This window comes from Pseudomonas sp. B21-051 (assembly GCF_024748795.1).
Taxonomy (GTDB): domain Bacteria; phylum Pseudomonadota; class Gammaproteobacteria; order Pseudomonadales; family Pseudomonadaceae; genus Aquipseudomonas; species Aquipseudomonas putida_A.
In genome coordinates this window covers 353,810-377,216 of record NZ_CP087166.1, presented here as the reverse complement: position 1 = coordinate 377,216, position 23,407 = coordinate 353,810, and the positions used below count along the sequence as shown (strand labels likewise).

24 protein-coding genes and 1 tRNA gene are annotated in these 23,407 nt (G+C 59.6%); 16 read left to right on the top strand and 9 right to left on the bottom strand.

Going from position 1 to position 23,407, the window contains the following annotated elements:
* The first annotated feature begins 14 nt into the window (after positions 1–14).
* The 4 genes from LOY52_RS01675 to LOY52_RS01660 all read left to right on the top strand — a co-directional run bounded on the left by LOY52_RS01675 (position 15) and on the right by LOY52_RS01660 (position 5,229).
* Positions 15–1,334 carry a S41 family peptidase gene (locus LOY52_RS01675; protein WP_047600888.1) on the top strand — a complete coding sequence of 440 codons (1,320 nt, stop codon included), beginning with the start codon at positions 15–17 and terminating at the stop codon, positions 1,332–1,334.
* 2 nt (positions 1,335–1,336) lie between these two features.
* Complete coding sequence (locus LOY52_RS01670) at positions 1,337–2,113, top strand: divergent polysaccharide deacetylase family protein (RefSeq protein ID WP_258677940.1); 777 nt, start codon at positions 1,337–1,339, stop codon at positions 2,111–2,113.
* 126 nt (positions 2,114–2,239) lie between these two features.
* Positions 2,240–3,718 carry a serine protease gene (locus LOY52_RS01665; RefSeq protein WP_258677938.1) on the top strand — a complete coding sequence of 493 codons (1,479 nt, stop codon included), beginning with the start codon at positions 2,240–2,242 and terminating at the stop codon, positions 3,716–3,718.
* Between the two features lie 206 nt (positions 3,719–3,924).
* Positions 3,925–5,229 (top strand): Vps62-related protein, encoded by a 1,305-nt coding sequence (locus tag LOY52_RS01660; protein WP_258677936.1) that lies wholly within the window; start codon positions 3,925–3,927, stop codon positions 5,227–5,229.
* Here LOY52_RS01660 and LOY52_RS01655 read toward each other — a convergent pair.
* The 7 genes from LOY52_RS01655 to LOY52_RS01625 all read right to left on the bottom strand — a co-directional run bounded on the left by LOY52_RS01655 (position 5,210) and on the right by LOY52_RS01625 (position 11,026).
* Entirely contained in the window at positions 5,210–5,965 is a 756-nt protein-coding gene (locus LOY52_RS01655) for an ABC transporter substrate-binding protein (RefSeq protein WP_150369463.1), read from the bottom strand. The two genes, LOY52_RS01660 and LOY52_RS01655, sit on opposite strands and share 20 nt — an antisense overlap.
* Positions 5,966–6,038: 73 nt before the next feature.
* Positions 6,039–6,809, bottom strand: coding sequence for an imidazole glycerol phosphate synthase subunit HisF (hisF, locus tag LOY52_RS01650; RefSeq protein WP_007909211.1), 771 nt, complete (start codon positions 6,807–6,809; stop codon positions 6,039–6,041).
* 9 nt (positions 6,810–6,818) lie between these two features.
* Positions 6,819–7,556, bottom strand: a complete 738-nt coding sequence (gene hisA / locus LOY52_RS01645) for a 1-(5-phosphoribosyl)-5-[(5-phosphoribosylamino)methylideneamino]imidazole-4-carboxamide isomerase (RefSeq protein ID WP_115988409.1) — start codon at positions 7,554–7,556, stop codon at positions 6,819–6,821.
* Between the two features lie 42 nt (positions 7,557–7,598).
* On the bottom strand, positions 7,599–7,859 hold the full coding sequence (locus LOY52_RS01640) for a DUF2164 domain-containing protein (protein WP_007952545.1): 261 nt from the start codon (positions 7,857–7,859) through the stop codon (positions 7,599–7,601).
* Entirely contained in the window at positions 7,860–8,498 is a 639-nt protein-coding gene (gene hisH / locus LOY52_RS01635) for an imidazole glycerol phosphate synthase subunit HisH (RefSeq protein WP_007961712.1), read from the bottom strand.
* Complete coding sequence (gene hisB / locus LOY52_RS01630; protein ID WP_007909204.1) at positions 8,498–9,091, bottom strand: imidazoleglycerol-phosphate dehydratase HisB; 594 nt, start codon at positions 9,089–9,091, stop codon at positions 8,498–8,500. Before hisB ends, hisH begins: the two co-directional genes overlap by 1 nt.
* Positions 9,092–9,361: 270 nt before the next feature.
* A complete protein-coding gene (locus tag LOY52_RS01625; RefSeq protein ID WP_096796694.1) occupies positions 9,362–11,026 on the bottom strand; it encodes an OFA family MFS transporter in 1,665 nt (554 codons plus the stop codon).
* A gap of 318 nt (positions 11,027–11,344) precedes the next feature.
* Between LOY52_RS01625 and LOY52_RS01620 the strand changes: the two genes are divergently transcribed.
* From LOY52_RS01620 to LOY52_RS01595, 6 genes are all read left to right on the top strand, one after another.
* A complete protein-coding gene (locus LOY52_RS01620) occupies positions 11,345–11,749 on the top strand; it encodes a PanM family protein (RefSeq protein ID WP_258677933.1) in 405 nt (134 codons plus the stop codon).
* Positions 11,750–11,827: 78 nt separating this feature from the next.
* Positions 11,828–14,050 carry an AsmA family protein gene (locus LOY52_RS01615; protein WP_258677932.1) on the top strand — a complete coding sequence of 741 codons (2,223 nt, stop codon included), beginning with the start codon at positions 11,828–11,830 and terminating at the stop codon, positions 14,048–14,050.
* Positions 14,047–15,114, top strand: coding sequence for an A/G-specific adenine glycosylase (gene mutY, locus LOY52_RS01610; protein WP_258677931.1), 1,068 nt, complete (start codon positions 14,047–14,049; stop codon positions 15,112–15,114). The genes LOY52_RS01615 and mutY overlap by 4 nt, the downstream gene beginning before the upstream one ends.
* Positions 15,111–15,383, top strand: coding sequence for an oxidative damage protection protein (locus LOY52_RS01605; RefSeq protein WP_258677930.1), 273 nt, complete (start codon positions 15,111–15,113; stop codon positions 15,381–15,383). Before mutY ends, LOY52_RS01605 begins: the two co-directional genes overlap by 4 nt.
* Positions 15,384–15,486: 103 nt before the next feature.
* A tRNA-Phe gene (locus LOY52_RS01600) sits at positions 15,487–15,562 on the top strand.
* A gap of 166 nt (positions 15,563–15,728) precedes the next feature.
* Entirely contained in the window at positions 15,729–16,079 is a 351-nt protein-coding gene (locus LOY52_RS01595; protein WP_258677928.1) for a hypothetical protein, read from the top strand.
* A 50-nt stretch (positions 16,080–16,129) separates the two neighbouring features.
* Here LOY52_RS01595 and LOY52_RS01590 read toward each other — a convergent pair whose 3' ends face one another.
* Positions 16,130–16,579, bottom strand: coding sequence for a carboxypeptidase regulatory-like domain-containing protein (locus tag LOY52_RS01590; RefSeq protein WP_123585610.1), 450 nt, complete (start codon positions 16,577–16,579; stop codon positions 16,130–16,132).
* 258 nt (positions 16,580–16,837) lie between these two features.
* Between LOY52_RS01590 and LOY52_RS01585 the strand changes: the two genes are divergently transcribed.
* From LOY52_RS01585 to LOY52_RS01570, 4 genes are all read left to right on the top strand, one after another.
* Positions 16,838–17,896, top strand: a complete 1,059-nt coding sequence (locus LOY52_RS01585) for a YhcG family protein (protein WP_258679817.1) — start codon at positions 16,838–16,840, stop codon at positions 17,894–17,896.
* A 67-nt stretch (positions 17,897–17,963) separates the two neighbouring features.
* Complete coding sequence (locus LOY52_RS01580; RefSeq protein ID WP_258677926.1) at positions 17,964–18,938, top strand: alpha/beta fold hydrolase; 975 nt, start codon at positions 17,964–17,966, stop codon at positions 18,936–18,938.
* A 28-nt stretch (positions 18,939–18,966) separates the two neighbouring features.
* Positions 18,967–19,380 carry a hypothetical protein gene (locus tag LOY52_RS01575; RefSeq protein WP_108590819.1) on the top strand — a complete coding sequence of 138 codons (414 nt, stop codon included), beginning with the start codon at positions 18,967–18,969 and terminating at the stop codon, positions 19,378–19,380.
* 6 nt (positions 19,381–19,386) lie between these two features.
* Positions 19,387–19,839: a hypothetical protein gene (locus LOY52_RS01570; protein WP_258677924.1), complete on the top strand. Its 453-nt coding sequence runs from the start codon at positions 19,387–19,389 to the stop codon at positions 19,837–19,839.
* A gap of 71 nt (positions 19,840–19,910) precedes the next feature.
* Here LOY52_RS01570 and gabP read toward each other — a convergent pair whose 3' ends face one another.
* Positions 19,911–21,302: a GABA permease gene (gabP, locus tag LOY52_RS01565; protein ID WP_258677923.1), complete on the bottom strand. Its 1,392-nt coding sequence runs from the start codon at positions 21,300–21,302 to the stop codon at positions 19,911–19,913.
* Between the two features lie 552 nt (positions 21,303–21,854).
* Here gabP and LOY52_RS01560 point away from each other — a divergent pair.
* Together LOY52_RS01560 and LOY52_RS01555 are read left to right on the top strand one after the other, a co-directional pair.
* Entirely contained in the window at positions 21,855–22,628 is a 774-nt protein-coding gene (locus tag LOY52_RS01560) for an ABC transporter ATP-binding protein (protein WP_007961695.1), read from the top strand.
* A gap of 13 nt (positions 22,629–22,641) precedes the next feature.
* Positions 22,642–23,391: an ABC transporter substrate-binding protein gene (locus LOY52_RS01555; RefSeq protein ID WP_258677922.1), complete on the top strand. Its 750-nt coding sequence runs from the start codon at positions 22,642–22,644 to the stop codon at positions 23,389–23,391.
* Positions 23,392–23,407 lie beyond the last annotated feature (16 nt).

Genomic DNA, 23,407 nt, shown 5'->3' with positions numbered 1-23,407 from the left:
GGAGTTCGTTCGACATGCTGCATTTGTCCCGCCTTACCTCGCTGGCCCTGACGATCGCTCTGGTGATCGGCGCGCCTCTGGCGTTCGCCGCTCAACCGGCTCCGGCCGTCGCCCCGGCAGGCACTGCCGCGACCGCCAAGGCACCGTTGCCGCTGGAAGAGTTGCGCACCTTTGCCGAGGTCATGGACCGGATCAAGGCGGCGTATGTCGAGCCGGTGGATGACAAGACCCTGCTGGAAAACGCGATCAAGGGCATGCTCAGCAACCTCGATCCGCACTCCGCGTATCTCGGCCCTGAAGACTTCACCGAACTGCAGGAAAGCACCAGCGGCGAATTCGGCGGCCTGGGCATCGAAGTCGGCTCCGAGGATGGCTTCATCAAGGTCGTCTCGCCGATCGACGACACCCCGGCGTCGAAGGCCGGCATTCAGGCCGGTGACTTCATCGTCAAGATCAACGGCGCGCCAACTCGCGGCCAGACCATGACCGAAGCCGTGGACAAGATGCGCGGCAAGATCGGCCAGAAGATCACCCTGACCCTGGTACGCGATGGCGGCACGCCGTTCGACGTGACCCTGGCCCGCGCCGTGATTCAGGTGAAGAGCGTCAAGGCGCAACTGTTGGAATCAGGCTACGGCTATATCCGCATCACCCAGTTCCAGGTCAAGACCGGCGAAGAGGTCTCCAAGGCCCTGGCCAAGCTGCGCAAAGACAACGGCAAAAAGCTCAACGGCATCATCCTCGACCTGCGCAACAACCCGGGCGGCGTGTTGCAGGCAGCGGTGGAGGTGGTCGACCACTTCATCAAGAAAGGCCTGATCGTCTACACCAAAGGCCGGATCGCCAATTCCGAGTTGCGCTTCTCCGCCACCGGCAAGGATGAAAGCGAAGCCGTGCCGATGGTCGTGCTGATCAACGGTGGCAGCGCCTCGGCTTCGGAAATCGTCGCCGGCGCCCTGCAGGATCAGAAACGCGCCGTGGTCATGGGCACCACCAGTTTCGGCAAAGGCTCGGTGCAGACCGTGCTGCCGCTGAACAACGACCGCGCACTGAAGATCACCACCGCGCTGTATTTCACGCCGAACGGCCGCTCGATCCAGGCCCAGGGCATCGTCCCTGACATCGAAGTGCGCAAGGCCAAGATCACCAACGAAGCGGACGGCGACTACTTCAAGGAAGCCGACCTGCAAGGTCACCTGGGCAACGGCAACGGCGGCGCAGACAAGCCGACCGGTTCCGGCGCCAAGGCCAAGGCCATGCCGCAGGATGACGATTACCAGTTGGCCCAGGCCCTGAGCCTGCTCAAAGGCCTGAGCATCACGTCCGGCCGTTGAGGATGTCGTTGCGTTTGCTCTTCGTCCTGCTGTGCTGTCTAGCAGGTGCTGCTCACGCGGAACCCGCCAGGACAACCGCGCAAAAAGCCTACCTGACGCTGATCATCGACGACCTGGGGCAGAACCTGCCCCGGGATCGCCGCGTGCTGGCTCTGCCCGGCCCGGTGACCACGGCGATCATGCCCGACACGCCGCACGCCACCGAATTCGCCCGCGAAGCCCATCGCGCCGGCAAGGTCGTGATCCTGCACATGCCCATGGATCCGGCCACCGGCCCGTACGCCTGGCACCCCGAACTGCCGCTCGACGAGCTGGAAAAACGCCTGAACGCCGCGTTCAAAATGGTCCCCTACACCGCCGGCATCAACAATCACATGGGCAGTCGCATGACGGCCCAGCCAGTGGCGATGGCGTGGCTGATGGGCGAGTTGCAGCGTCGGCACAAGTTCTTCGTCGACAGCCGTACCAGCGCGCAAACCGTGGCCGCGCAGCAGGCACAGAAGATCGATCTGGCGAGTGTTTCGCGGGATGTGTTCCTCGATGACGAGCGCACCGAAGCCGCCATCTTCACCCAATTGCAGACGGCGATCAGCCTGGCGCGCAAGCAGGGCTCGGCGGTGATGATCGGCCACCCTTATCCGCAGACGCTGGCGGTGCTGGAACGTGAATTGCCGAAACTCAAGGCGCAAGGCATCGAGTGGATCGATATCAAGCAGATGATCAGCGTGAGGAGTAACAAGGCGACAACTGCACACGGGAAAAATGGAATATATCGTTAAACCATCAACTTATTAAATTCTCATAAGCCTCTACGAACAAAATAAGCAGCAATAACTTATAGAACCGCCTCAAACCTAACTGTCTTATTCTGCGCCAGTCTTTTACCCACAAGCCAAGGACTGGCCATGAACTTTAAATATATTCATCCAAGCTTTTTATTACTGACTGCCTTCTCACTTCCTGCCTGTTCCAGTCCTGTCGATTACGGCAAGGGCGCTGAAAACTTCTCACCGTCGCAACACCTGACTAACAAAAATGGCGAAAATAACCACTGGATGGGGATCGGCGAGTACAAAAGCCGCGAGCACGGTTCCTGCACCGCCTTCCTGATCGATACAAACAGCTCTCGACCGTCCGATTCCGCCTATGCACTGACCAGTGCGCATTGCGTGGGCAATGAAAACGGGGTCATGCGAACAGATGACCCTATCGAAGCTACCATTACCTTCAATCGCTTCATTGATACAACTGCTGCGTCGAGGACTGTTCCTCTGAAGAAAGTAGCCTGGAGCAGTATTCAGGGTGTCGACCTGGCTCTGTTGGAGCTTGGAGTGTCGCAGGGCGAACTTCTGGCACAGGGCATCACGCCCATGAAACTGGCTCGGCAGGCGCCGGCAGAAGATAGCGACATTCTGATTGTGCACAAACCCGTTGGTGCTCCATTACAAATGTCAGCCTGCACCCACATGCCCTCCCCGGCGATTTTCGAAAAGCCCTGGGTTTGGCGCCATACCGTCAGCAACCAATGCAAAGATATTGCTGCCGGGAGCTCGGGGAGTCCGGTCATCGTTCGAGCGACCAGCGAGGTCTACGGCGTCCTTGGGACCTTGGCTCACCATCTGACGCCGCTGCCGGGATACGGTCAGATGCCGAGCGGCAGTTACGGCAGTCCCACCTCGGTTTTCAACGGCTGCTTTATCGATGGCAAACTCGATACGGATCCGCAGGTGTGCGAGTTATTTCCAGCGGCCTCTATCAGAATGCCTGCCCAACTGCCAACGCATGCAAAGATCAGCATAAACGCTCAGGGTAACTACGTTTATCCAGAGTGGAACTTTGAAATAACCGCCAGCACTCGGTTTATCCGAACCAAACGTACGCTTGACCCGGTCGATTGCGAAGTTCCGCAAGGCTACAGCCAGCCAATCACCATCGGCACTGCGCCCACTCGATTAAGTGTTCCGATGGGACCTGAAACCGGGCTTAACAACCTTTGCATCATCGCCACAAACAGTACTGAGGACATATTACCGGCAGGCACTTATCGCAATGCCGTCACTGTTCCCACTTATCTGATTGATGCGGGCCCGACGCCTGTTCCGACCATAGAGACTTCGTTTAACAAAGAAATAAACAGAGCGCAGATTTTCTGGCCGAAACGCAGGAACGAGGGCCTTGATGGATACGAAGTAAAGAACGGCCTTGCTGAAAAAGTCAGCTGCGAAGACCCGCAGGGTTATAGCCGTGTGACCTCCAATTGGCTACGCCCGCAAAGCAACTTCCCCCTCAAGCTCTGCGTTTACGCTATCGACCCCAACAATCAGCGCTCAGTACTGAAGGAATACATCCTGGAATGGGATGCGCTCAGAAACAGCGCCCCTTGAACTGATCAGTGACGCCAGCCTTGTGCTTCTGCCTGATTGGGCAAAACAGGAGCGCAAGGCTGCCCATGGCAAGGAACGGTTTTTCGGAAATAACTGGTCACGACGTCATACATAGTTACCGCCAGAGACCGGGGGCGAATACCGATAGTGAGACCTGCAACGGGTCGCGACTCCCTTGAGTCGCCGTTCAACTATCAGGAGTGACCATGACCATTCATGACCAGGCCGCAGCGCCATCCAGGCAAATCGAACCGATCAGACACGACAATCTGCTGATCCATTTCACCACGGAATTTCACCGCATCTGGGACAGCACCGGCTCACGGGCTAAACCCGCGGCCTTCTGGCGCCCGACACCGGCGCCAGATGTGTTGCCGGGCTACTTCCCGCTCGGCGACGTATTCGTCGCCGGGCACGACAACATTAACGGCAGCACCGTTGTAGCTGTGGTTTGCGAAGCCGATGCACCCAGTGCAGATCCGGCCAGGGGCCCGGCATTAAGGCGCCCGGACGATTTCGAACTGATCTGGAAAGATTCCGGCTCAGGCTCGAAGAAAGACGGTGCCGTATGGCGACCGATCGCTCCGCAAGGCTATGTGGCCATGGGCGCGGTCTGCTCCAATGATCACGAAAAACCTTCACTCAACGCGGTTCGCTGTGTACGCGCCGATCTGGTGATCGCCTCGGACGTTGGCGAACTGATCTGGAATGACAAGGGCAGCGGTGCCAGACAGAGTTTCAGCGCCTGGAGCGTCACGCCGACGGATGCGCCGCGGGGAGAGATTCATTTCGCACCAGGCACCTTTGTTGCGGCAAGCAGTTTCAACCGGCCAGAGAGCAATGTCGGTGCCTATTCACTACGGATGCAGATCGCGCCACTGATCCAGTCATCGCCACAGCTGCCGACGCTCTCCGCAGCGCAAGCCCCCGAAACCAAGGGAGTGGCCACACTCTCCCAAGTCATCGAGCTGCCATGGTTCGTGGTCAAGGATGACTTGTCGCCAATTGATCAATTACGCACCACGCCGTTTTATCGCCTGGAAAGAACCGACCAGTACTATCTGGTTGGGAGCGGACACAACACGGGCGAGGAGGCACGGGCTTTCAAGTGGACTGCACAGCGGCTGCAGAATCCGAAGACGTTGCGTCTGTTCACTCAACTTACCGCGATCAGTTTTGTGAGTCCGTGGGCAACGAAGGCAGACGCTCCTCAGTCGCTCCCATTCTCGGCAAGACTGGACAGCCAGTTCACTCACAGCGAGACGTCAACCAGTGGTTGGCAGACCCCATTTGTTACCCATGTGATCGCTATGGCCGGCAAAGGCAAATTTGTCGCGGTTTATCAGTTGGAGAGTTTCTACGAGCTGCGTCGTGCTGACGGCTCGCAAGCGGGGATCAATCTGGCTTACACCCAGAACGATAACCTGAGTCTGCTGCAGTATCCGCCGCAAGAATGCACACACGACGCAGCGGACCAGTCGTTACCGACGACTACAGATAGCGCCCCATGATCTCGTCGACAACCCCGTCCTTGCGCATCTGATCCAACGCCGCCTGCAGCCTGGCGACCGTTGCGTCCGACACATCCTTGTTCAGCGCCAGATATAACTCGGCGCTGTTGAAGCGCAACACGGTCTTGAGTCCAGTGACCCCGTCCTGCCGCGCCAGATAACGCCCGGCAGGATCACCCGTGGCCCACAGGTCGATCTGGCCGTTGACCAGCTTTTTCGCATTGTCCTGATCGCGCAGAACGACCGTAGGCTTCAAGCCCTGCTTGGCCAGCGTCTCGGCAATCGCATCGCCTTTGTAGGCACCGATCTTGTATTTGCGCGCATCGTTGAGGGTTTCGAGGGTGATTTTGCTGTCGGCCCTGGCCAACATGATCCAGTCGTCCGGACCGATCGGGCCGACCCATTTGAACAGGTTTTCGCGGTCCGGCAGGCGGGCCATCACGAAGGCGCCGTAACCGGGGTTTTCCAACGCCAGCTTGTAGACGCGCTCCCACGGGAAGCGCAGCGTCAGGCTGTAGGTGAGGCCGGCGCGCTTGAACATTTCGCGCACGATGTCGGCGGCAATACCGTTGATGTTCTCGCCCTTGGCGAAGTTCTTGCCGTCTTTCGCCATGTTGTAGGGCGGAAAGTTTTCGGTGAGGAGCACCAGATCGGTGTCGGGACTGTTTTCGGCCCGCGCCGTGCTGAGCAACAACACGGAGGCACTGGCGAGAACAAGAAGCAGGCGTTTGATCATGTCGGGCTACCGGAATCCATGGCGTGCCCAAGAGTGCCTTGGGTACGCCATGCTGTCCACTGGCCTGTACGGTTTAGCGCATCACGATGCCGCGTTTGGCCATATACGCTTTCGCTTCCTGCACGGTGTATTCGCCGAAGTGGAAAATACTCGCCGCCAGCACCGCGCTGGCGTGGCCTTCAAGGATGCCGTCGGCCAGATGCTGCAGATTGCCGACGCCGCCGGAAGCGATCACCGGGATGCCCAGCGCATCGCTGATCGCGCGGGTCACGCCGAGGTCGAAGCCGTTTTTCATGCCGTCCTGATCCATGCTGGTCAGCAGGATCTCGCCGGCACCCAGGCCTTCCATCTTCTTCGCCCACTCGACTGCATCGAGACCGGTCGGCTTGCGCCCGCCGTGGGTGAAGATTTCCCAGCGCGGGGTTTCGCCCGGGCCGGAGACTTTCTTCGCGTCGATGGCGACGACGATGCACTGCGAGCCGAAATGCTGCGCCGCTTCGCCGACGAATTCCGGGTTGAACACCGCTGCGGTGTTGATCGAGACCTTGTCCGCACCAGCGTTGAGCAGATTGCGGATGTCCTGCACGGTGCGCACGCCACCGCCGACGGTCAGCGGAATGAATACCTGGCTGGCCATGCGCTCGACGGTATGCAGCGTGGTGTCGCGGCCATCGACGCTGGCGGTGATGTCGAGAAAGGTAATCTCGTCGGCACCCTGCTCGTCATAGCGACGGGCGATTTCCACCGGGTCGCCGGCATCGCGGATGTTCTCGAACTTCACACCTTTGACGACCCGGCCGTTGTCCACGTCCAGGCAAGGGATGATGCGTTTGGCCAGCGCCATGGTCAGTCCTCAGCCTTGGTACGAATCGCAGAAAGCTTGCGCTTCGGCGACATCGAGGGTGCCTTCGTAGATCGCCCGGCCAGTGATTGCACCGATGATGCCCGGCGCCTTGGCGTCGAGCAGCGACTTGATGTCACCCAGATTGTGGATACCGCCGGACGCGATCACCGGGATCTTCGTCGCTGCAGCCAGCGCAGCGGTGAACGGTACGTTGCAGCCCTGCATCATGCCGTCTTTGGCGATGTCGGTATAAACGATCGAGGACACGCCGTCGGCTTCAAACTGCTTGGCCAGGTCGATGACCTGCACGGTGCTGATTTCCGCCCAGCCGTCGGTGGCGACGAACCCGTCTTTGGCATCCAGGCCGACGATGATCTTGCCCGGAAATGCGCGGCAGGCCTCAGCGACGAACGCCGGATCTTTAACGGCTTTGGTGCCGATGATCACGTAGCTGACGCCCGCCTTGACGTAATGCTCGATGGTTTCCAGCGAGCGGATACCGCCGCCGATCTGGATCGGCAGGTTCGGGTAGCGCTTGGCGATCGCGGTAACCACTTCACCGTTGACCGGCTGACCTTCGAATGCGCCGTTCAGATCGACCAGATGCAGACGGCGGCAACCGCCCTCCACCCACTTGGCAGCCATGCTCACCGGGTCCTCGGAGAACACTGTGGAATCTTCCATGCGGCCCTGGCGCAGACGTACGCAGGCACCGTCCTTGAGATCGATAGCGGGAATAATCAGCATCTGGCAAACCTTCAAATTTGAATGTTCAGCTTGGCTCGGAAATCAGTTTTTCTCGAGCGCCCACAGGTCGCTTTCGATGCTTTCAAACCGCTCTTTGAGGTGGGTCTGCACATCGAAAATCGCCCTGTTGTAATAGTGCGGAGCAATTTCGCGGGTAAACAGCTCAAGAATTTCCGCCGCCTCGAACGAACCCAGGTCGAGTTCGAACCGATCCTCCATGAACCGCTGGATCTTACGGTTGGCCTCGCTCTCCTGTTCGGGAGTGAGGGTCAGGATCGGCGGTTTGGACTTCTTGGCAGCCATTTACCAGCGACCGTCCCACGCGGCGAAGTTCTGCAGCAATTGCAGGCCATGGGTATGGCTCTTCTCCGGGTGGAATTGCACGGCGAAACGCGAGCCTTCGGCCAGCGCGGCGGCGAAATCGACCCCGTAATGACCGCTACCGACTACCTGCCGCGCATTGGCGGCAGCGATGTAGTAACTGTGCACGAAGTAGAAACGCGCCATGTCGGGAATGTCGTGCCACAGCGGGTGACTGACCTTCTGCTGCACTTCGTTCCAGCCCATGTGCGGGACTTTCAGGTGCTCGCCGTCTTCATGCAGGTCTTTGCCGAAGAACTTCACCGCGCCCGGGAACAGGCCGATGCAGTCGACGCCGTCGTTCTCTTCGCTGCTGTCGAGCAGGGCTTGCATGCCGACGCAGATGCCGAGGAACGGACGATCCTGGCTGACTTCACGCACCAGCGAGTCGAACCCGAGGCGACGGATCTCCGCCATGCAGTCGCGAATCGCGCCTACGCCGGGGAATACCACGCGGTCGGCTTCGCGGATCACATCGGCATCGCTGGTGATCAGCACCTTGCCGGCGCCAACGTGCTCGAGGGCCTTGGCCACCGAGTGCAGGTTGCCCATGCCGTAGTCGATAACTGCAACCGTCTGCATTACAGAACGCCTTTGGTCGATGGCATTTGCCCGGCCATGCGCTCATCCAGCTCGACGGCCATGCGCAGCGCGCGGCCGAAAGCCTTGAACACGGTTTCGATCTGGTGGTGGGTGTTGGTGCCGCGCAGGTTGTCGATGTGCAGGCTGACCAAGGCGTGGTTGACGAAGCCCTGGAAGAATTCCTGGAACAGGTCGACGTCGAAGCCGCCCACGGTGGCGCGGGTGTAGGGCACGTGCATCTGCAGGCCTGGACGGCCGGAGAAGTCGATCACCACGCGCGACAGCGCTTCATCAAGCGGCACGTAAGCATGACCGTAGCGACGGATGCCTTTCTTGTCGCCGATGGCTTTGGCGAAGGCCTGGCCGAGGGTGATACCGACGTCTTCCACGGTATGGTGGTCGTCGATATGCAGATCGCCCTTGCATTCAATATCCAGGTCGATCAACCCGTGACGGGCGATCTGATCCAGCATGTGCTCAAGAAAAGGAACACCGATATCGAATCGGGCCTTTCCGGTGCCATCAAGGTTGATCGAGGCTTTGATCTGGGTTTCCAGAGTGTCGCGCTCGACAGACGCCTTACGTTCGGCCATCACCAGCTCCGCAAAATCATTGGGCGAAAAAGGCAGCCATTATAGGCACGCGGGGCCGAAACAGAAACACGCGACGTGAGATGGCTGACGGATAGAACGCCCGGCTGTCGCGGGTAGACATGTCCATACAAGCCATTACAGGCACCCCGAAAACACGTGTGGGAGCGAGCCTGCTCGCGAATGCGGTGGGCCAGTCAACATTTATGTCGACTGACATTCCGTCTTCGCGAGCAGGCTCGCTCCCACAGGGGTACTGCTTTTACCCATTACTTAGTGAAACAGTACCGCTGTCTTCTGCAGGGTCACCCACACACCCCACGCCAACGGAATACCCACCACCAGCCACGCGGCGATTGCCAGCGGCTTGCTGCCCGGTGCGGCTTTCCACTCCAGTACAGTGCTCGCATCAGCACCCTTGTCGTGGCCCAGCGCCTGTTCGGCGGCCAGTTCAGCGTCGGTCATGAAGTACTTGTCGGCCACCGGACGCACCATCAGGTTGCACAGGAAACCCAGCACCAGCAGGCCGGCGAGGATGTACAGAGTGATGTCGTAAGCGGCAGCGCGTTCAACGCCGATGCTCAACTGATACTCACGCAGGTAGTTCACCAGCACCGGACCGAGCACCCCGGCCGCAGCCCAGGCAGTCAGCAGACGACCGTGGATCGCACCGACCATTTGCGTGCCGAACAGGTCGGCCAGATACGCTGGAACGGTCGCAAAACCACCGCCGTACATCGACAGGATGATGCAGAACGCCGCCACGAACAGCGCAACGTTGCCCAGATGGCCCATGTTCGGGATCAACGCGTACAGAGCAAAACCGAGAGCGAAGAACACGAAGTAAGTGTTTTTGCGACCCAGGTAGTCCGAGAACGAGGCCCAGAAGAAGCGGCCACCGATATTGAACAGGCTCAGCAGACCGGTGAAGCCGGCAGCAATCGCGGCGATCGAAGCCAGTTGCCCGGCGTCCAGTTGACCGAACGGCACGTCAACGCCCAGCAGCTTGCCGCCGAACACTTCCTGCAGCAGTGGCGAGGCCATGCCAAGGATGCCGATACCGGCCGACACGTTCAGGCATAGCACCAGCCACACCAGACGGAACTGCGGCGTTTTCCACGCCACATTCACGTGCACGTGACGGTGGGTGATCATCGCGTTCGAAGCTTTCTTCGCTGGAGCGGTCCAGCCTTCAGGCTTCCAGCCGGTTGGCGGCACGCGGTAAGCCAGGGCGCCACCGATCATGAACACGAAGTAGATCGCGGCCATGGCCACGAAGCTCTGCCAGACGCCGACACCGGCAGGCGAAGCGAAGTGGCTCATCAGCGCAGTCGCCAACGGTGCACCGACCATCGCGCCGCCACCGAAACCCATGATCGCCATGCCGGTCGCCATGCCGCGCTTGTCCGGGAACCACTTGATCAGGGTCGATACCGGCGAAATGTAGCCCAGGCCCAGACCGATACCACCGATCACGCCAGAGCCGATCCACATCAGCCAGATCTGGTGGGTGTAGATACCCAGCGCCGAGATCAGCAGACCGCCGCACCAGCACAGTGCCGATACCACACCGGCCTTGCGTGGCCCGGCGTGTTCCAGCCAGCCACCCCAGATCGCTGCCGAGCAGCCGAGGAAGATGAAGAACAGGGTGTAGATCCAGCCGAGCATGGAGATCGGCCAGTCGCATTGCGAAGAGAAGACCTGAGCGATGAAGCTCATGTCCGGTGCGCAAGCCACCGGAGCGGTGACGCCCAGCGCCTTGGACAGCGGCAACCAGAACACCGAGAAACCGTAGGCCATGCCGATGCACAGGTGGATGGCCAGAGCGGCCGGTGGAACCAGCCAGCGGTTGAAACCGGGCTTGGCGATGATGCGCTCCTTGGACAGGAACGCAGGCTGGTCGGCGCGCAGGCCGTCCGCCGTGATGCTCGTGCTCATTGTGTATCCCCCAATTATTAGTATGGTTCGCCAGCCACTGCTCACCCTCGGCCTTTATGCACGCAGGCATGACCGTTTTTTCGGGTGAAGCTCCTTGAAGGCGCGACGTTAAGTCGCAGAAGGACGGACGAACCGGCGAAGGTTACCATTTGCACGTGACAGAAAAACCAAACTGATATCACCTTTTTCATGTCATCTGATCTCGTCCCCTGTTGAAGCTGCGGAACGCTGCGATCTTTTGCTCTTGTTTTGAAAGGCAAAATCAAAAGATCGCAGCCTGCGGCAGCTCCTACAGGGGGCACTTTTGAGGAGGCACCAATGCCTGTAATCGTCCAAATGCTTGAAGACGCCAGTTACCAGGATCAACAGGACTTGCAGAAGATCTATCGAGACGCTCCGCAATGGCTGTTCGCGCCGTACTCCGGAGACGCCCTGTTGATTGAAAACAGCCTGGCTGACGGCTCTTTGATTGCAGGACGTTTCAATGATCGCCTGCTCGGTGCAGCACGCCTGACAAGGCACGACAGGATTTGGTACTTGTCACATTTGTGTGTACGAAAAGTCACCCGGCGCCGTGGGGTAGCCGAGCGACTGGTGAACCAAGCGCAGAAAATGGCGTCGCAAGCGGGTGCGCAACTGCGCCTGCTGGCACCGGCCGGACACCTTGAAACCCAGGCGCTGGCCACCAAATTGCAATTGCCGCTGGACGTCATCGCGACATGACAGCGCCCCGAACCGGGCGGATGCAGCGCTATACTCCTCGGCTAAATTACGAATTCGACTAACTACAAGGACTCGCCCATGAAAGCGTTCGGCAAAATCCTGGGTCTGGTACTTCTCGGGCTGTTGCTGATCATTGTGGCGGCGGGCTTCGCCCTGACCCACCTGTTTGATCCCAACGACTACAAAGACGAGATCCGCCAGATAGCCCGCGACAAGGCCCACATCGAGCTGACGCTCAATGGCGATATCGGCTGGAGCCTGTTCCCGTGGCTCGGCCTGGAACTGCATGAAGCCAGCATTGCCACCCTGATCAATCCGACCGAACCGTATGCCGACCTGCAGATGCTCGGCCTGTCCGTGCGCGTGCTGCCGCTGTTGCGCCGTGAAGTGCAGATGAGCGATGTGCGCGTCGAAGGCCTGAACCTGCGCCTGAAACGCGACAAGAACGGCCACGGCAACTGGGAAGACATCGGCAAGCTGCCACCTCCCGCCACGCCTGCAGGCAGCCCGACGCCTGCCAGCCCGCCTGTTGCAGAGGCCGCCCAGCCGGAAAAACCGCCGCAGCCGATCCGCCTCGACATCGACAGCCTGACCGTCAACAACGCCCGTGTTGAATACACCGACGAGCAGACCGGCAAGCAGTACAGTGCCGAAAGCATCCAGCTGAGCACCGGCGCGGTACACGATTCGACCAACATTCCGCTGAAAGCCACGGCGTTCCTCAGCACCAATCAGCCAGTGCTGCGCGTGCGTACCGAACTCAACGGCGAGCTGCGCATCGAGCGCGCCTTGCAGCGCTACAAGTTCGAAGACATGAAATTGTCCGGCGAACTGACCGGCGATCCGCTGCAGGGCAAGGCCATGACCTTCTCCGCCCAAGGGCAGATCTTGCTGGACAAGGCGGCGAACGTCGCCGAATGGACCGGGATCAAGATCTCCGCCAACCAGTTGCGCGCGCTCGGTGAGCTGAAAGCCAACGACCTCGACAAGACCCCGCAGATCACTGGCGGGATCTCGATCGCCCAGTTCGATCTGGCGAAATTTGTCGACAGCATCGGCCAGACACTGCCGGCCATGGCGCCCGGCAGCCTGAGCAAGGTCGAACTGGTCAGCCGCGTTGCCGCCACGCCAACCAGCGTCGCCTTCGACAACATCAACCTGAAACTCGACGACAGCAGCTTCAGCGGACGCATTGCCGTTGAGGACTTCGCCAAGCAGTCGCTGCGCGCGATCCTCAAGGCTGACACCTTCGACGTCGACCGCTACCTGCCGCCGAAATCGGAAAAAGCCAAAAACGCCACGCAAGTGCGTCAGGCCGAAGTCGCCAGCACCGAAGCCGATGCCATGGCCGGCGCCGGCAGCACACCGTTGCCGGACAAACCAAGCAAGAGCGCCTGGAGCACCGAGCGTCTGCTGCCGGTCGAGCGTCTGGCCAAACTCGACGTCGATGCCGACCTGACCTTCGGCCAACTGACCCTCGACAAACTGCCGATTCAGAATGCCGCGTTCAAAGCCACTGGCCAGGGCGGCCTGCTGACTCTGGAAAACCTGCGCGGCGGCCTGTACAACGGCGACTTCGAAGCCAAGGGCACCCTCGACGTACGCCCAAGTGCGCCGGTGCTGAACCTGCAAACCAGGATCAACCGCGTACCGGCCGAGAAAATCCTCGAAAGCCAGGGCAAGAATCCGCCGGTCAAAGGTCTGGTCACACTGACCAGCAGCCTCACCGGCAGCGGCAACAGCCAGCAGGCACTGATCGAAACCCTCAACGGCAACGCCAGTTTCGTGATCAACAACGGTGTGCTGCTCAACGCCAACCTTGAACAGCAACTGTGCAAAGGCATCGCCACCCTCAACCGCAAAACCCTCAGCGGTGAGCCGCGGGGCAAGGACACGCCGTTCCAGGAACTCAAGGGCAACCTGACCTTCCGCAACGGTATCGCCAGCAACCCCGACCTGAAAGTGCGCATCCCCGGCATGACCGTCAACGGCGATGGCGACGTCGACCTGCGGGTGCTGGGCATGGATTACCGCGTCGGCATCATCGTCGAAGGCGACACCAGCGCGATGCCGGATCCGGCCTGTCAGGTCGGCGAGAAATTCGTCGGCATCGAGTGGCCGCTGCGCTGCCGTGGCCCGCTGGAGCTGGGCGCCAAGGCCTGCCGTGTGGATAACGAACGTCTCGGCCAGGTCGCGACCAAAATGGCCGGTGACAAACTCAGCGAGAAGATCGATGAAAAACTCGGCGACAAGGTCAGCCCGGAATTGAAAAACGCATTGAAGGGGCTGTTCAAGCGATGAGAGCGGAGCAGTTTTCCACGGCGGTGCTGGAATGGTTCGACCGCCACGGCCGCCACGATTTGCCTTGGCAGCAAGACATCAATCCGTACCGGGTGTGGGTGTCGGAGATCATGTTGCAGCAGACCCAGGTCAGCACCGTGCTCAATTACTTCGACCGTTTCATGACCGCGCTGCCAACCGTGCAAGCGCTGGCCGAGGCGCCTGAGGACGAAGTGTTGCACCTGTGGACCGGGCTGGGTTACTACACCCGCGCGCGCAATTTGCAGAAGACCGCGAAGATCGTCGTCAGCCAGTACGGCGGCGAGTTTCCGCGGGACGTCGAAAAGCTCACCGACCTGCCGGGGATCGGCCTGTCCACCGCCGGTGCCATCGCCAGCATCAGCATGGGCCTGCGCGCGCCGATCCTCGATGGCAACGTCAAACGCGTTCTGGCGCGTTTCACCGCGCAAGAGGGTTACCCGGGTGAACCGAAGGTCGCCAAGCAGCTGTGGGCCAATGCCGAGCGTTTCACGCCGCACGATCGGGTCAACGCCTACACCCAGGCGATGATGGACCTCGGCGCCACGTTGTGTACGCGCAGCAAACCGAGCTGCCTGCTGTGTCCGCTGGAAAAGGGCTGCGAGGCGCACATGCTCGGACTGGAGACACGCTACCCGATCCCCAAACCGCGCAAGGCCATTCCACAGAAACGCACACTGATGCCGATGCTCGCCAACGAAGAAGGCGCGATTCTGCTTTATCGCCGCCCGTCCACGGGGCTTTGGGGCGGTTTGTGGAGCCTGCCGGAACTCGATGACCTCGACGACCTGCAACATCTGGCCGATCAGCACTCGCTGACCATGGGCGAGCAGCAGGCGCTGCCAAGCCTCGTTCACACCTTCAGCCATTTCCAGCTGTCCATCGAACCCTGGCTGGTTCAGGTACAGGAGGCCAGCCACCACGTGGCCGAGGCCGACTGGCTCTGGTATAACCTCGCCACCCCGCCGCGCCTGGGCCTTGCCGCCCCGGTCAAAACCTTGCTCGAACGCGCGGCCGCCGTATTGAACGCAGGAGAGTCGTCATGACCCGCACCATCATGTGCCGCAAGTACAAAGAAGAATTGCCCGCGCTGGACCGCGCTCCTTTTCCGGGCGCCAAAGGACAGGATATTTTTGACCACGTCTCGGCCAAGGCCTGGGCCGACTGGCAGAAGCACCAGACCCTGCTGATCAACGAAAAGCGTCTGAACATGATGAACGCCGAAGACCGCAAATATCTGCAGGGCGAAATGGACAAGTACTTCTCCGGCGAGGAATACGCCAAGGCCGAAGGCTACGTTCCGCCCGCAGAGTAAACCCGCAAAATCCGGGGGTGGATCGTAAGCGACGGAATTAATTTAAGAAATTTTAAAAAAGTCGTTGACGTAAATCCGAAAAACCCTTTTAATGCGCCCCGTTGCCCAGATAGCTCAGTCGGTAGAGCAGGGGATTGAAAATCCCCGTGTCGGCGGTTCGATTCCGTCTCTGGGCACCAAATACCGAAAACCCTGAATCGCAAGATTCAGGGTTTTTTTATGCCTGCGATTTGACGACGGCTCAATCCAGCCTTTTTTCTGGGCTGCGCAAATGCGCGACGGGTTTCGAACAAAGGCGATCCGCGCTACTTTGGCCGCACCTTATGGAAGAGGGTCATCCGCTCGATGAACCAGAAAAGAACCCGCGTCCCCCTGCCCCATCCGCCGCCCTATCGCCAGAGCCGGATTGCATTCTGGCTGACGGTGCTGGTCGGCGTACTGATCGCCTTCCTCATCGCCGCGTCGACTTATCTGATCATCCACAGTTTGATCAGCGGCTCCATCACTACCTGGAACCGATCGGGCCCACGCCATACCTACACCCTCGCGCTGCAACCCCGAATGTTCTGGTTCGAGATCGTGTCGCAGTGCGTCGGCACCGTATTCCTGATAGCCGTCGGCTGGATTGGATTATGGATTTACCGAATGGCGCGCGAGCCCGGCGACAAGCAGAAGGCCAAGCGTGCGCGGGGGTAAAGGAAGGCGCAGGATTGTACCCGCGCCTCGATTCTTCAATACATCCGACGTTATCCAGCGTCATTCCAGTGGAACACCAGATTGCGCGCAGTGCCGCTACCAACGTCTGTCACGTCACGCCGTGTTTCGCCATTGCGCGTGGCGACCACCGTGTACTTACCGGGCGGCAATTGCACGTACACCAGCGGGCCGGTTTGGGTGAGGGTCAGCACGGTTTGTCCCGGCGACTTTTGAATCACCACATCGACATCAGCGGTGTACTGGTCTTGCGCGCCCACCGCGAACGTCATGTGCAGGTTGTAACCAGTGGATTGCTGAATGGCTTTTGACTCGTCCAGGCCAATCCCGCCAGACAGGTAGTTGATGCCGTTTTGCTGTTGTTGCTGGACTTGCACGCCGGCACTGTCGACCGGTTCCAGGTTGGCGGCCTGGGACATGCCAGGCAACAGCAGCCAACCGACAGCAGCGAGCGGCAGCATGAATGAACGAATGTTTTTCATGATGGCGACTCCCGGGTTCTGAAGAACCCAATCGTTACCCTTTTTTAGATTTGGCACCGCAAGGCTTGTTTTAGATTGATTGGTACTTGGCGCATGTACGAAATGGACTACAGACCATTGCTATCAATACGCCTTTTGCCGGCAATGTCCTGCACTACCCATCCCGCCTTCCTGCTGACTTCACAGGCTCGCCCGACATCGCCGAGCGGTGAATCCCGGCATGCTTTTGCGTCTGTTTCCAATGATGCGGAAGACTCGATGAACCCGTTAAAACCTGATGATGCGCAAGACCCGAAAATCGATTCATTGCTGGGAGAGTTGGGCGAACTGATCCGCCAGGCGCGGCAAAAAGTGCTGCGTGCGGTTGATACGATTCAAGTCCAGACCTGTTGGCAGATCGGCCGGCATATTGTCGAGTTTGAACAGCAAGGGGCGCAGCGGGCGGGGTATGGCAAGCGATTGCTGGCCTTGTTGGCAAAGGATCTGACGGCGCAGTTCGGGAAGGGGTTTGATGATCGAAATCTGCGCTATATGCGGAGTTTTTATCAGTTGTTTCCCATTTGGAACGCAGTGCGTTCCGAATTGAGTTGGACACACTATCGGCGGCTTTTGGGCGTCACCAGTGACAAGGCTCGTCATTGGTACATGGAAGAATCTGCCAACCTGAACTGGTCCAGCCGCGCCCTTGATCGCCAGATCAATACGCTCTACTACGAGCGACTGTTGATGAGTCGGGACAAGGCCGATGTGATCGAGGAAGCCACCACCAACATTGCAGCCATGAAACCCCATCCGCGCGAGTTCATACGTGATCCCGTCATGCTTGAATTCCTTGGGCTACCGTCGGCTGGCAAAGTCAGGGAGAGTCGTCTCGAACAGGCTCTCATCGACCACCTGCAGGGCTTTCTCCTGGAACTTGGCAAAGGCTTTTCCTTTGTCGCTCGACAACAACGCATCAGCACCGATGGTGACGATCTGTACATCGACCTGGTGTTCTACAACTACGTACTCAAATGCTTCGTGATCATTGACCTCAAGCGCGGCAAGCTCAGCGCTCGCGACGTCGGACAAATGGACATGTACGTGCGCATGTACGACGAACTCAAGCGTAGCGAAGGCGACAAGCCGACAGTCGGGATCATTCTGTGTGCAGAGAGCAATGACTCGGTCGCGCGTTACTCAATGCTCAAGGGCAATGAGCAACTGTTCGCCAGCAGTTACAAAACCATACTGCCGAGTGAGGAAGAGCTGCGCGCCGAACTCAATCGGGAACAGGCTCTGATCGAAGAACGCCTGCTCCTGCAATCCGCTGAATAGAAACGGCGGATTGTTCCCGTGTGGCGCGAAGGCTATTGTTGACAGCTCCGCGAAAGGGTCGAAAGCGATGAGCTGTCAGGATGCGCCAGCAACGCAAGACAAACAGTCAACGTCATCGGTTTTGACTGGCGAACAAGGTGAGGCCTTCAAGGACGTTGCCGCCGATGGCTATGTGCTCGGCGGCTTCACCTGGCGTCACGCCCTGCCCGATGCGCAACGCCCGGTAGTCATCATCAACGCCGCCACCTCGGTCCGCTGCCGCCACTACTCGCGCTTCGCCGATTACCTGTTCGCCAACGACTTCGACGTGATCACCTACGACTACCGAGGCATCGGTGAATCGAGTCCGGCAACCCTGAAAGGCCTTGAGGCCTCATGGACCGATTGGGGCGCGCTGGATTTCGAGGCGATGCTCAAACGCGCGCAACGGGAGTTTCCCGGCCAGCCAATCGATGTGGTCGGCCACAGCTTCGGCGGTTGCGCGGCTGGGCTCGGCGAGTCCGGGCAGGTCATTCGTCGGCTGGTGACGGTCGGCGCGCAGTTCGCTTACTGGCGCGACTATGCGCCGGCACAGCGCTGGCGCATGTTTGGTAAATGGCATTTGCTGATGCCGCTGCTGACGTGGCTCTGTGGCTATTTCCCGGGCAAACGCCTCGGCTGGCTGGAGGACACGCCAGCAGGCGTCGTAAGCGACTGGAGCACGCCTGCCGCGCGCTACGAGCAGCGTCCGAGTGGGTGCCGACTGCTGAAGGCAAGCGGTCGCCTGCCCTTCGCCAATGTCCGCGCGTGCACCCTGGCGATCAGCATCAGCGACGACCCTTACGGCACGATCCCGGCCATCGAACGCCTGCTCGGCTACTTCAGTCATGCGCGCAAAACCCACCTGCGCATCGAGCCGCAGGACATCGGCGAACAACAAGTCGGACATTTCGCCTTTTTTCGCAGCGCATACCAAGCCACACTATGGCCCATCGCTCTGACCTGGCTGCACACCGGCGAGCTGGCCCCCGCTACACCCGGGCGGACAGTGCCACGCAGTTGAGCCCTTTCCACGCACGACGGAACACACCATGGCCTCCGCCAACAAGCAGCAAAAACGCGCCGCCCGGGCCAAGACCAAGGCCAAGCAGAACCGCACCAAACGCGCCGAGACGCCGGTCGAACTGGACCCGAACGATGACCGCATCGACTTCGAGTCGGTGGACCTGACCGAGCTGTTCAAGAAAATGATCGACGCCGAGAAGATCAGCCAGCAAGCCATGTGCACCGCATTCCTCGAAGACCCTTTGCTGGAGCTGGTCTACGAGCAGGAAGGCGAAGAAGGCGCAATGGACTTCATCCTCGCCGCGCTGATCGAGTATCGCCAGTGGTCGCAGGAAACCGACGAAGCCGGCGCCCTGGCGTGGATCGAATCCCCAGCCTTCCAGGCCGACTATGTGGCGGCGTCCGACGCGATTGCCGCACAAACCCAACAGAAGAACTGAGTTCCCATGGCATCCCTGAACAAACAACAGAAACGCGCCAAACGCGCCAAGGCCAAAGCCAAGCACATCCGCATGGTCGGCCGTAAGCCGCTGGATCAGGACGACAATCTCGGGCATCTGGACGAGCCGATCCCGGAATACACCCTCGCAATGTTCAGCAAAATGCGCGATGCCGAAGCCGTCAGCCACAACGAAATGCTGCTGACCCTGCTGCGCGAACTGGCGTTCATCATCGTTGACCATCCAGAACTGCTGGACATGGAAAACGCCGAGAACGAAGGCATGGCCGCCACTCACCTGGCCGCCGACATGCTGATCGACTACCGCATGTGGGCCGACGGCATGGACATCGAAACCGCCCAGGCCTGGCTGACTGAGCCACAGTTCATCACCGATTTCGGGGTTGCGCTGGATACTTACGGCAAGTCGGTTGAAGCGCAGGAAGACAAGAGCGAATAAATTACCGCTCACAAACAAAAACGGCCGCTCGTCATCACTGACAGCGGCCGTTTTGCATTACGCGTTACGGATCAGTTCAACACCACCGCACCACGGTTTTCCAGCTTGCGGCGGCGTGCCACCAGCAGGCCTGCGGCAACGACCATGAGGCTCAGCAGACCGGTTGCGAGGATTTCCACGCGGTGGGCTTCCTGGAACAGCATGATGGTCAGGGCGGCGACGATGAAGATGATCACCGCGTAGGTCAGGCCCGGGAACAGCCACATGCTGAAGACGATTTTCTCGCCGCGGGCCATGCGTTGTTTACGCATGCGCAGTTGCGAGAACGCGATTACCAGGTACACCAGCAGCGCGATGGCGCCGGAGCTGGCCAGCAGGAATTCGAACACGGCAGCCGGGGCCACATAGTTGGCGAAGGTACAGAGGAACGCCGCGCCGGTCGACAGCATGACGGCCCAGTAAGGCGTACCGCTTTTGTTGACCCGAGTCGACATCGCCGGTGCGTCACCGCGCTTGCCAAGGGAGAACAGCATGCGCGACGAGGTGTACAGCGCCGAGTTCAGGCAACTTGTGACCGCGACCAGCACCACGATGTCGACGATCATTTTCGCGTTCGGGATGCCCATGCGTTCAAGCACGGTCTGGTAGGAACCGAGGTTGGCCAGCGTAGGATCGTTCCACGGCACCAGGGCCACAACGATGAAGATCGATACGAGGTAGAACAGGCCGATCCGCCAGATCACCGAGTTAGTGGCCTTGGAAATCTGCTTGCCCGGGTTCTTCGATTCCGCGGCCGCGATGGTCACGATTTCGGTACCCATGAACGAGAACATGGTAGTCAGGATTGCGCCCAGCACCGCGCCCATGCCATTGGGCAGGAAGCCGCCGGAATCAACCAGGTGCGAAACACCGCTGACCTGGCTGTTCGGCAGGAAACCGAAAACGGCCGCAAGACCCAGCGCGATGAAGCCGATGATCGCCAGGACTTTGATCAGGGCAAACCAGAATTCGAATTCACCGTAGTTTTTCACGCTGAACAGGTTGGTGACCGTCAGCAGCATGGTGATGATCAGTGCAAACGCCCAGATCTCGATCCCCGGGAACCAGGCATGGAGGATGGTCGCGGCGGCGTTGGCTTCCAATGGAATCACCAATACCCAGAACCACCAGTACAACCAGCCGATGGTGAAACCGGCCCAGTGCCCGATGGCACGGTCGGCGTATGTCGAAAACGAACCGGTGTCGGGCGAGGCGACAGCCATCTCACCGAGCATGCGCATCACCAGCACCACCAGGGTACCGGCGGCGGCGTAGGCCAGCAGCACGGCAGGGCCGGCGGCAGCGATCGCGTGGCCGGAGCCAACGAACAGACCGGCGCCGATAACACCGGCGATCGACAACATGGTCACATGACGCGGTTTGAGCCCCTGTTCGAGGCCATTGGAGCTTGGGGTACTGCTCATCGGAACTACCTTTGCGAGGAAAGCGATTGCGTCCGTCCTGTCTGGTTTTCCTTCTCGTAAAAAGAAACCAACAGGGCGTTCCAGATTCTGCACGCAATTATTGCGCCAAAATGTTTCAAACTCTTCTGGGCCGCGGTTTTGCGCGCGACCGGACAGTCATCGCAAGTCCTTGAGATTAATGGCTATTCGCCAGAGCGTTACCCGGCGACTCACTTTTCAGACGAATCAGCGCACCAGAAACACACTGAAAAAGTACGGGATGCACAATAAAAGGGCGAATCGTGTACGTTCAGCCGGATAGCGCTTCCAACACCCCGCCAAAGCTGGCAACATCGCGCCTTTTTTTACGCAACGCCCACGGGTTTTCACGATCAAACACCCGTTCGGTTGTTGATGGGGCGACAGTCTGCTGTGCCGATGCGACAACCTGCCACACGCCATCCGCTTACCGCCCGTAGCGCTGTTGGCTGCCATTGAAACGCTATGCTAGCTTGGCCGCCTCGCCAGGAAGGCCCGCCAACAGCAGGAGCGCAACATATATGAGGAACGCACATGGCTGAGGCCACGCCCGCGCTTGAAATCCGCAACTTGCACAAACGCTACGGACAGCTTGAGGTGCTCAAAGGCATCTCGCTGACCGCCCGCGACGGCGATGTGATCTCGATCCTCGGTTCCTCCGGTTCCGGCAAGTCCACGTTCCTGCGTTGCATCAACCTGTTGGAAAACCCGCACCAGGGTCAGATTCTGGTGGCCGGTGAAGAACTCAAGCTCAAGCCCGCCAAAAATGGCGAACTGGTTGCCGCTGATGGCAAGCAGATCAACCGCCTGCGTTCCGAGATTGGTTTTGTATTTCAAAACTTTAATCTGTGGCCGCACATGAGTGTGCTCGACAATATCATCGAGGCCCCGCGCCGCGTGCTCGGCCAGAGCAAGGCCGAGGCGATCGAAGTCGCCGAAGCGCTGCTGGCCAAGGTCGGTATCGCCGACAAGCGCCACGCCTACCCGGCGCAACTGTCCGGCGGTCAGCAACAACGCGCGGCGATCGCCCGCACGCTGGCGATGCAGCCGAAGGTGATTCTGTTCGACGAGCCCACCTCCGCCCTTGACCCGGAAATGGTTCAGGAAGTACTTAGTGTCATCCGCGCACTGGCCGAAGAAGGCCGCACCATGCTGTTGGTGACCCACGAAATGGGCTTTGCCCGTCAGGTCTCCAGCGAAGTGGTGTTCCTCCACCAGGGGCTGGTGGAAGAGCAAGGATCGCCTCAGCAGGTGTTCGAAAACCCGCTTTCGGCGCGCTGCAAACAATTCATGTCCAGCAACCGCTAACGGAGCAACATGCATGCAGAATTTTAAAAAGGTCTTCCTGGCCGCTGCCGTCACCCTCGCCTTCAGCGCCGGTGCCATGGCCGAGACCCTGAAGATGGGCATCGAGGCGGCTTACCCGCCGTTCAACAACAAAGACGCCAGCGGCAACGTGGTCGGCTTCGACAAAGACATCGGCGACGCCCTGTGCGCCAAGATGAAAGTCGAGTGCAGCGTGGTTACCTCCGACTGGGACGGCATCATCCCCGCGCTGAACGCCAAGAAGTTCGACTTCCTGGTCTCCTCGCTGTCGATCACCGAAGAGCGCAAGGGCGCGGTGGACTTCACCGACCCGTACTACTCGAACAAGCTGCAGTTCATCGCGCCGAAAAACGTCGATTTCAAAACCGACAAGGACGCACTCAAAGGCAAGATCATCGGCACCCAGCGCGCCACCCTCGCCGGCACCTGGCTGGAGGACACTTACGGTAGCGATATCGAAGTCAAACTCTACGACACTCAGGAAAACGCCTATCTGGACCTGACCTCAGGTCGCGTCGACGCCATCCTGGCCGACAAGTACGCCAACTACGACTGGCTGAAAACCGACGCCGGCAAGAACTACGAGTTCAAGGGCGACCCTGTCGTGGAAAGCGACAAGATCGGCATCGCGGTGCGCAAAGGTGATCCGCTGCGTGAGAAGCTGAACGCCGCCCTGAAGGAAATCGTCGCCGACGGTACCTACAAGAAGATCAACGACAAGTACTTCCCGTTCAGCATCTATTGATCTGACCTGCGGGACC

Coding starts and splice junctions, on each gene's coding strand:
- LOY52_RS01675 (WP_047600888.1), top strand. CDS start 15: ATGCTGCATTTGTCCCGCCTTACCTCGCTGGCCCTGACGATCGCTCTG.
- LOY52_RS01670 (WP_258677940.1), top strand. CDS start 1,337: ATGTCGTTGCGTTTGCTCTTCGTCCTGCTGTGCTGTCTAGCAGGTGCT.
- LOY52_RS01665 (WP_258677938.1), top strand. CDS start 2,240: ATGAACTTTAAATATATTCATCCAAGCTTTTTATTACTGACTGCCTTC.
- LOY52_RS01660 (WP_258677936.1), top strand. CDS start 3,925: ATGACCATTCATGACCAGGCCGCAGCGCCATCCAGGCAAATCGAACCG.
- LOY52_RS01655 (WP_150369463.1), bottom strand. CDS start 5,965: ATGATCAAACGCCTGCTTCTTGTTCTCGCCAGTGCCTCCGTGTTGTTG.
- hisF (WP_007909211.1), bottom strand. CDS start 6,809: ATGGCGCTGGCCAAACGCATCATCCCTTGCCTGGACGTGGACAACGGC.
- hisA (WP_115988409.1), bottom strand. CDS start 7,556: ATGCTGATTATTCCCGCTATCGATCTCAAGGACGGTGCCTGCGTACGT.
- LOY52_RS01640 (WP_007952545.1), bottom strand. CDS start 7,859: ATGGCTGCCAAGAAGTCCAAACCGCCGATCCTGACCCTCACTCCCGAA.
- hisH (WP_007961712.1), bottom strand. CDS start 8,498: ATGCAGACGGTTGCAGTTATCGACTACGGCATGGGCAACCTGCACTCG.
- hisB (WP_007909204.1), bottom strand. CDS start 9,091: ATGGCCGAACGTAAGGCGTCTGTCGAGCGCGACACTCTGGAAACCCAG.
- LOY52_RS01625 (WP_096796694.1), bottom strand. CDS start 11,026: ATGAGCACGAGCATCACGGCGGACGGCCTGCGCGCCGACCAGCCTGCG.
- LOY52_RS01620 (WP_258677933.1), top strand. CDS start 11,345: ATGCCTGTAATCGTCCAAATGCTTGAAGACGCCAGTTACCAGGATCAA.
- LOY52_RS01615 (WP_258677932.1), top strand. CDS start 11,828: ATGAAAGCGTTCGGCAAAATCCTGGGTCTGGTACTTCTCGGGCTGTTG.
- mutY (WP_258677931.1), top strand. CDS start 14,047: ATGAGAGCGGAGCAGTTTTCCACGGCGGTGCTGGAATGGTTCGACCGC.
- LOY52_RS01605 (WP_258677930.1), top strand. CDS start 15,111: ATGACCCGCACCATCATGTGCCGCAAGTACAAAGAAGAATTGCCCGCG.
- LOY52_RS01595 (WP_258677928.1), top strand. CDS start 15,729: ATGAACCAGAAAAGAACCCGCGTCCCCCTGCCCCATCCGCCGCCCTAT.
- LOY52_RS01590 (WP_123585610.1), bottom strand. CDS start 16,579: ATGAAAAACATTCGTTCATTCATGCTGCCGCTCGCTGCTGTCGGTTGG.
- LOY52_RS01585 (WP_258679817.1), top strand. CDS start 16,838: ATGAACCCGTTAAAACCTGATGATGCGCAAGACCCGAAAATCGATTCA.
- LOY52_RS01580 (WP_258677926.1), top strand. CDS start 17,964: ATGAGCTGTCAGGATGCGCCAGCAACGCAAGACAAACAGTCAACGTCA.
- LOY52_RS01575 (WP_108590819.1), top strand. CDS start 18,967: ATGGCCTCCGCCAACAAGCAGCAAAAACGCGCCGCCCGGGCCAAGACC.
- LOY52_RS01570 (WP_258677924.1), top strand. CDS start 19,387: ATGGCATCCCTGAACAAACAACAGAAACGCGCCAAACGCGCCAAGGCC.
- gabP (WP_258677923.1), bottom strand. CDS start 21,302: ATGAGCAGTACCCCAAGCTCCAATGGCCTCGAACAGGGGCTCAAACCG.
- LOY52_RS01560 (WP_007961695.1), top strand. CDS start 21,855: ATGGCTGAGGCCACGCCCGCGCTTGAAATCCGCAACTTGCACAAACGC.
- LOY52_RS01555 (WP_258677922.1), top strand. CDS start 22,642: ATGCAGAATTTTAAAAAGGTCTTCCTGGCCGCTGCCGTCACCCTCGCC.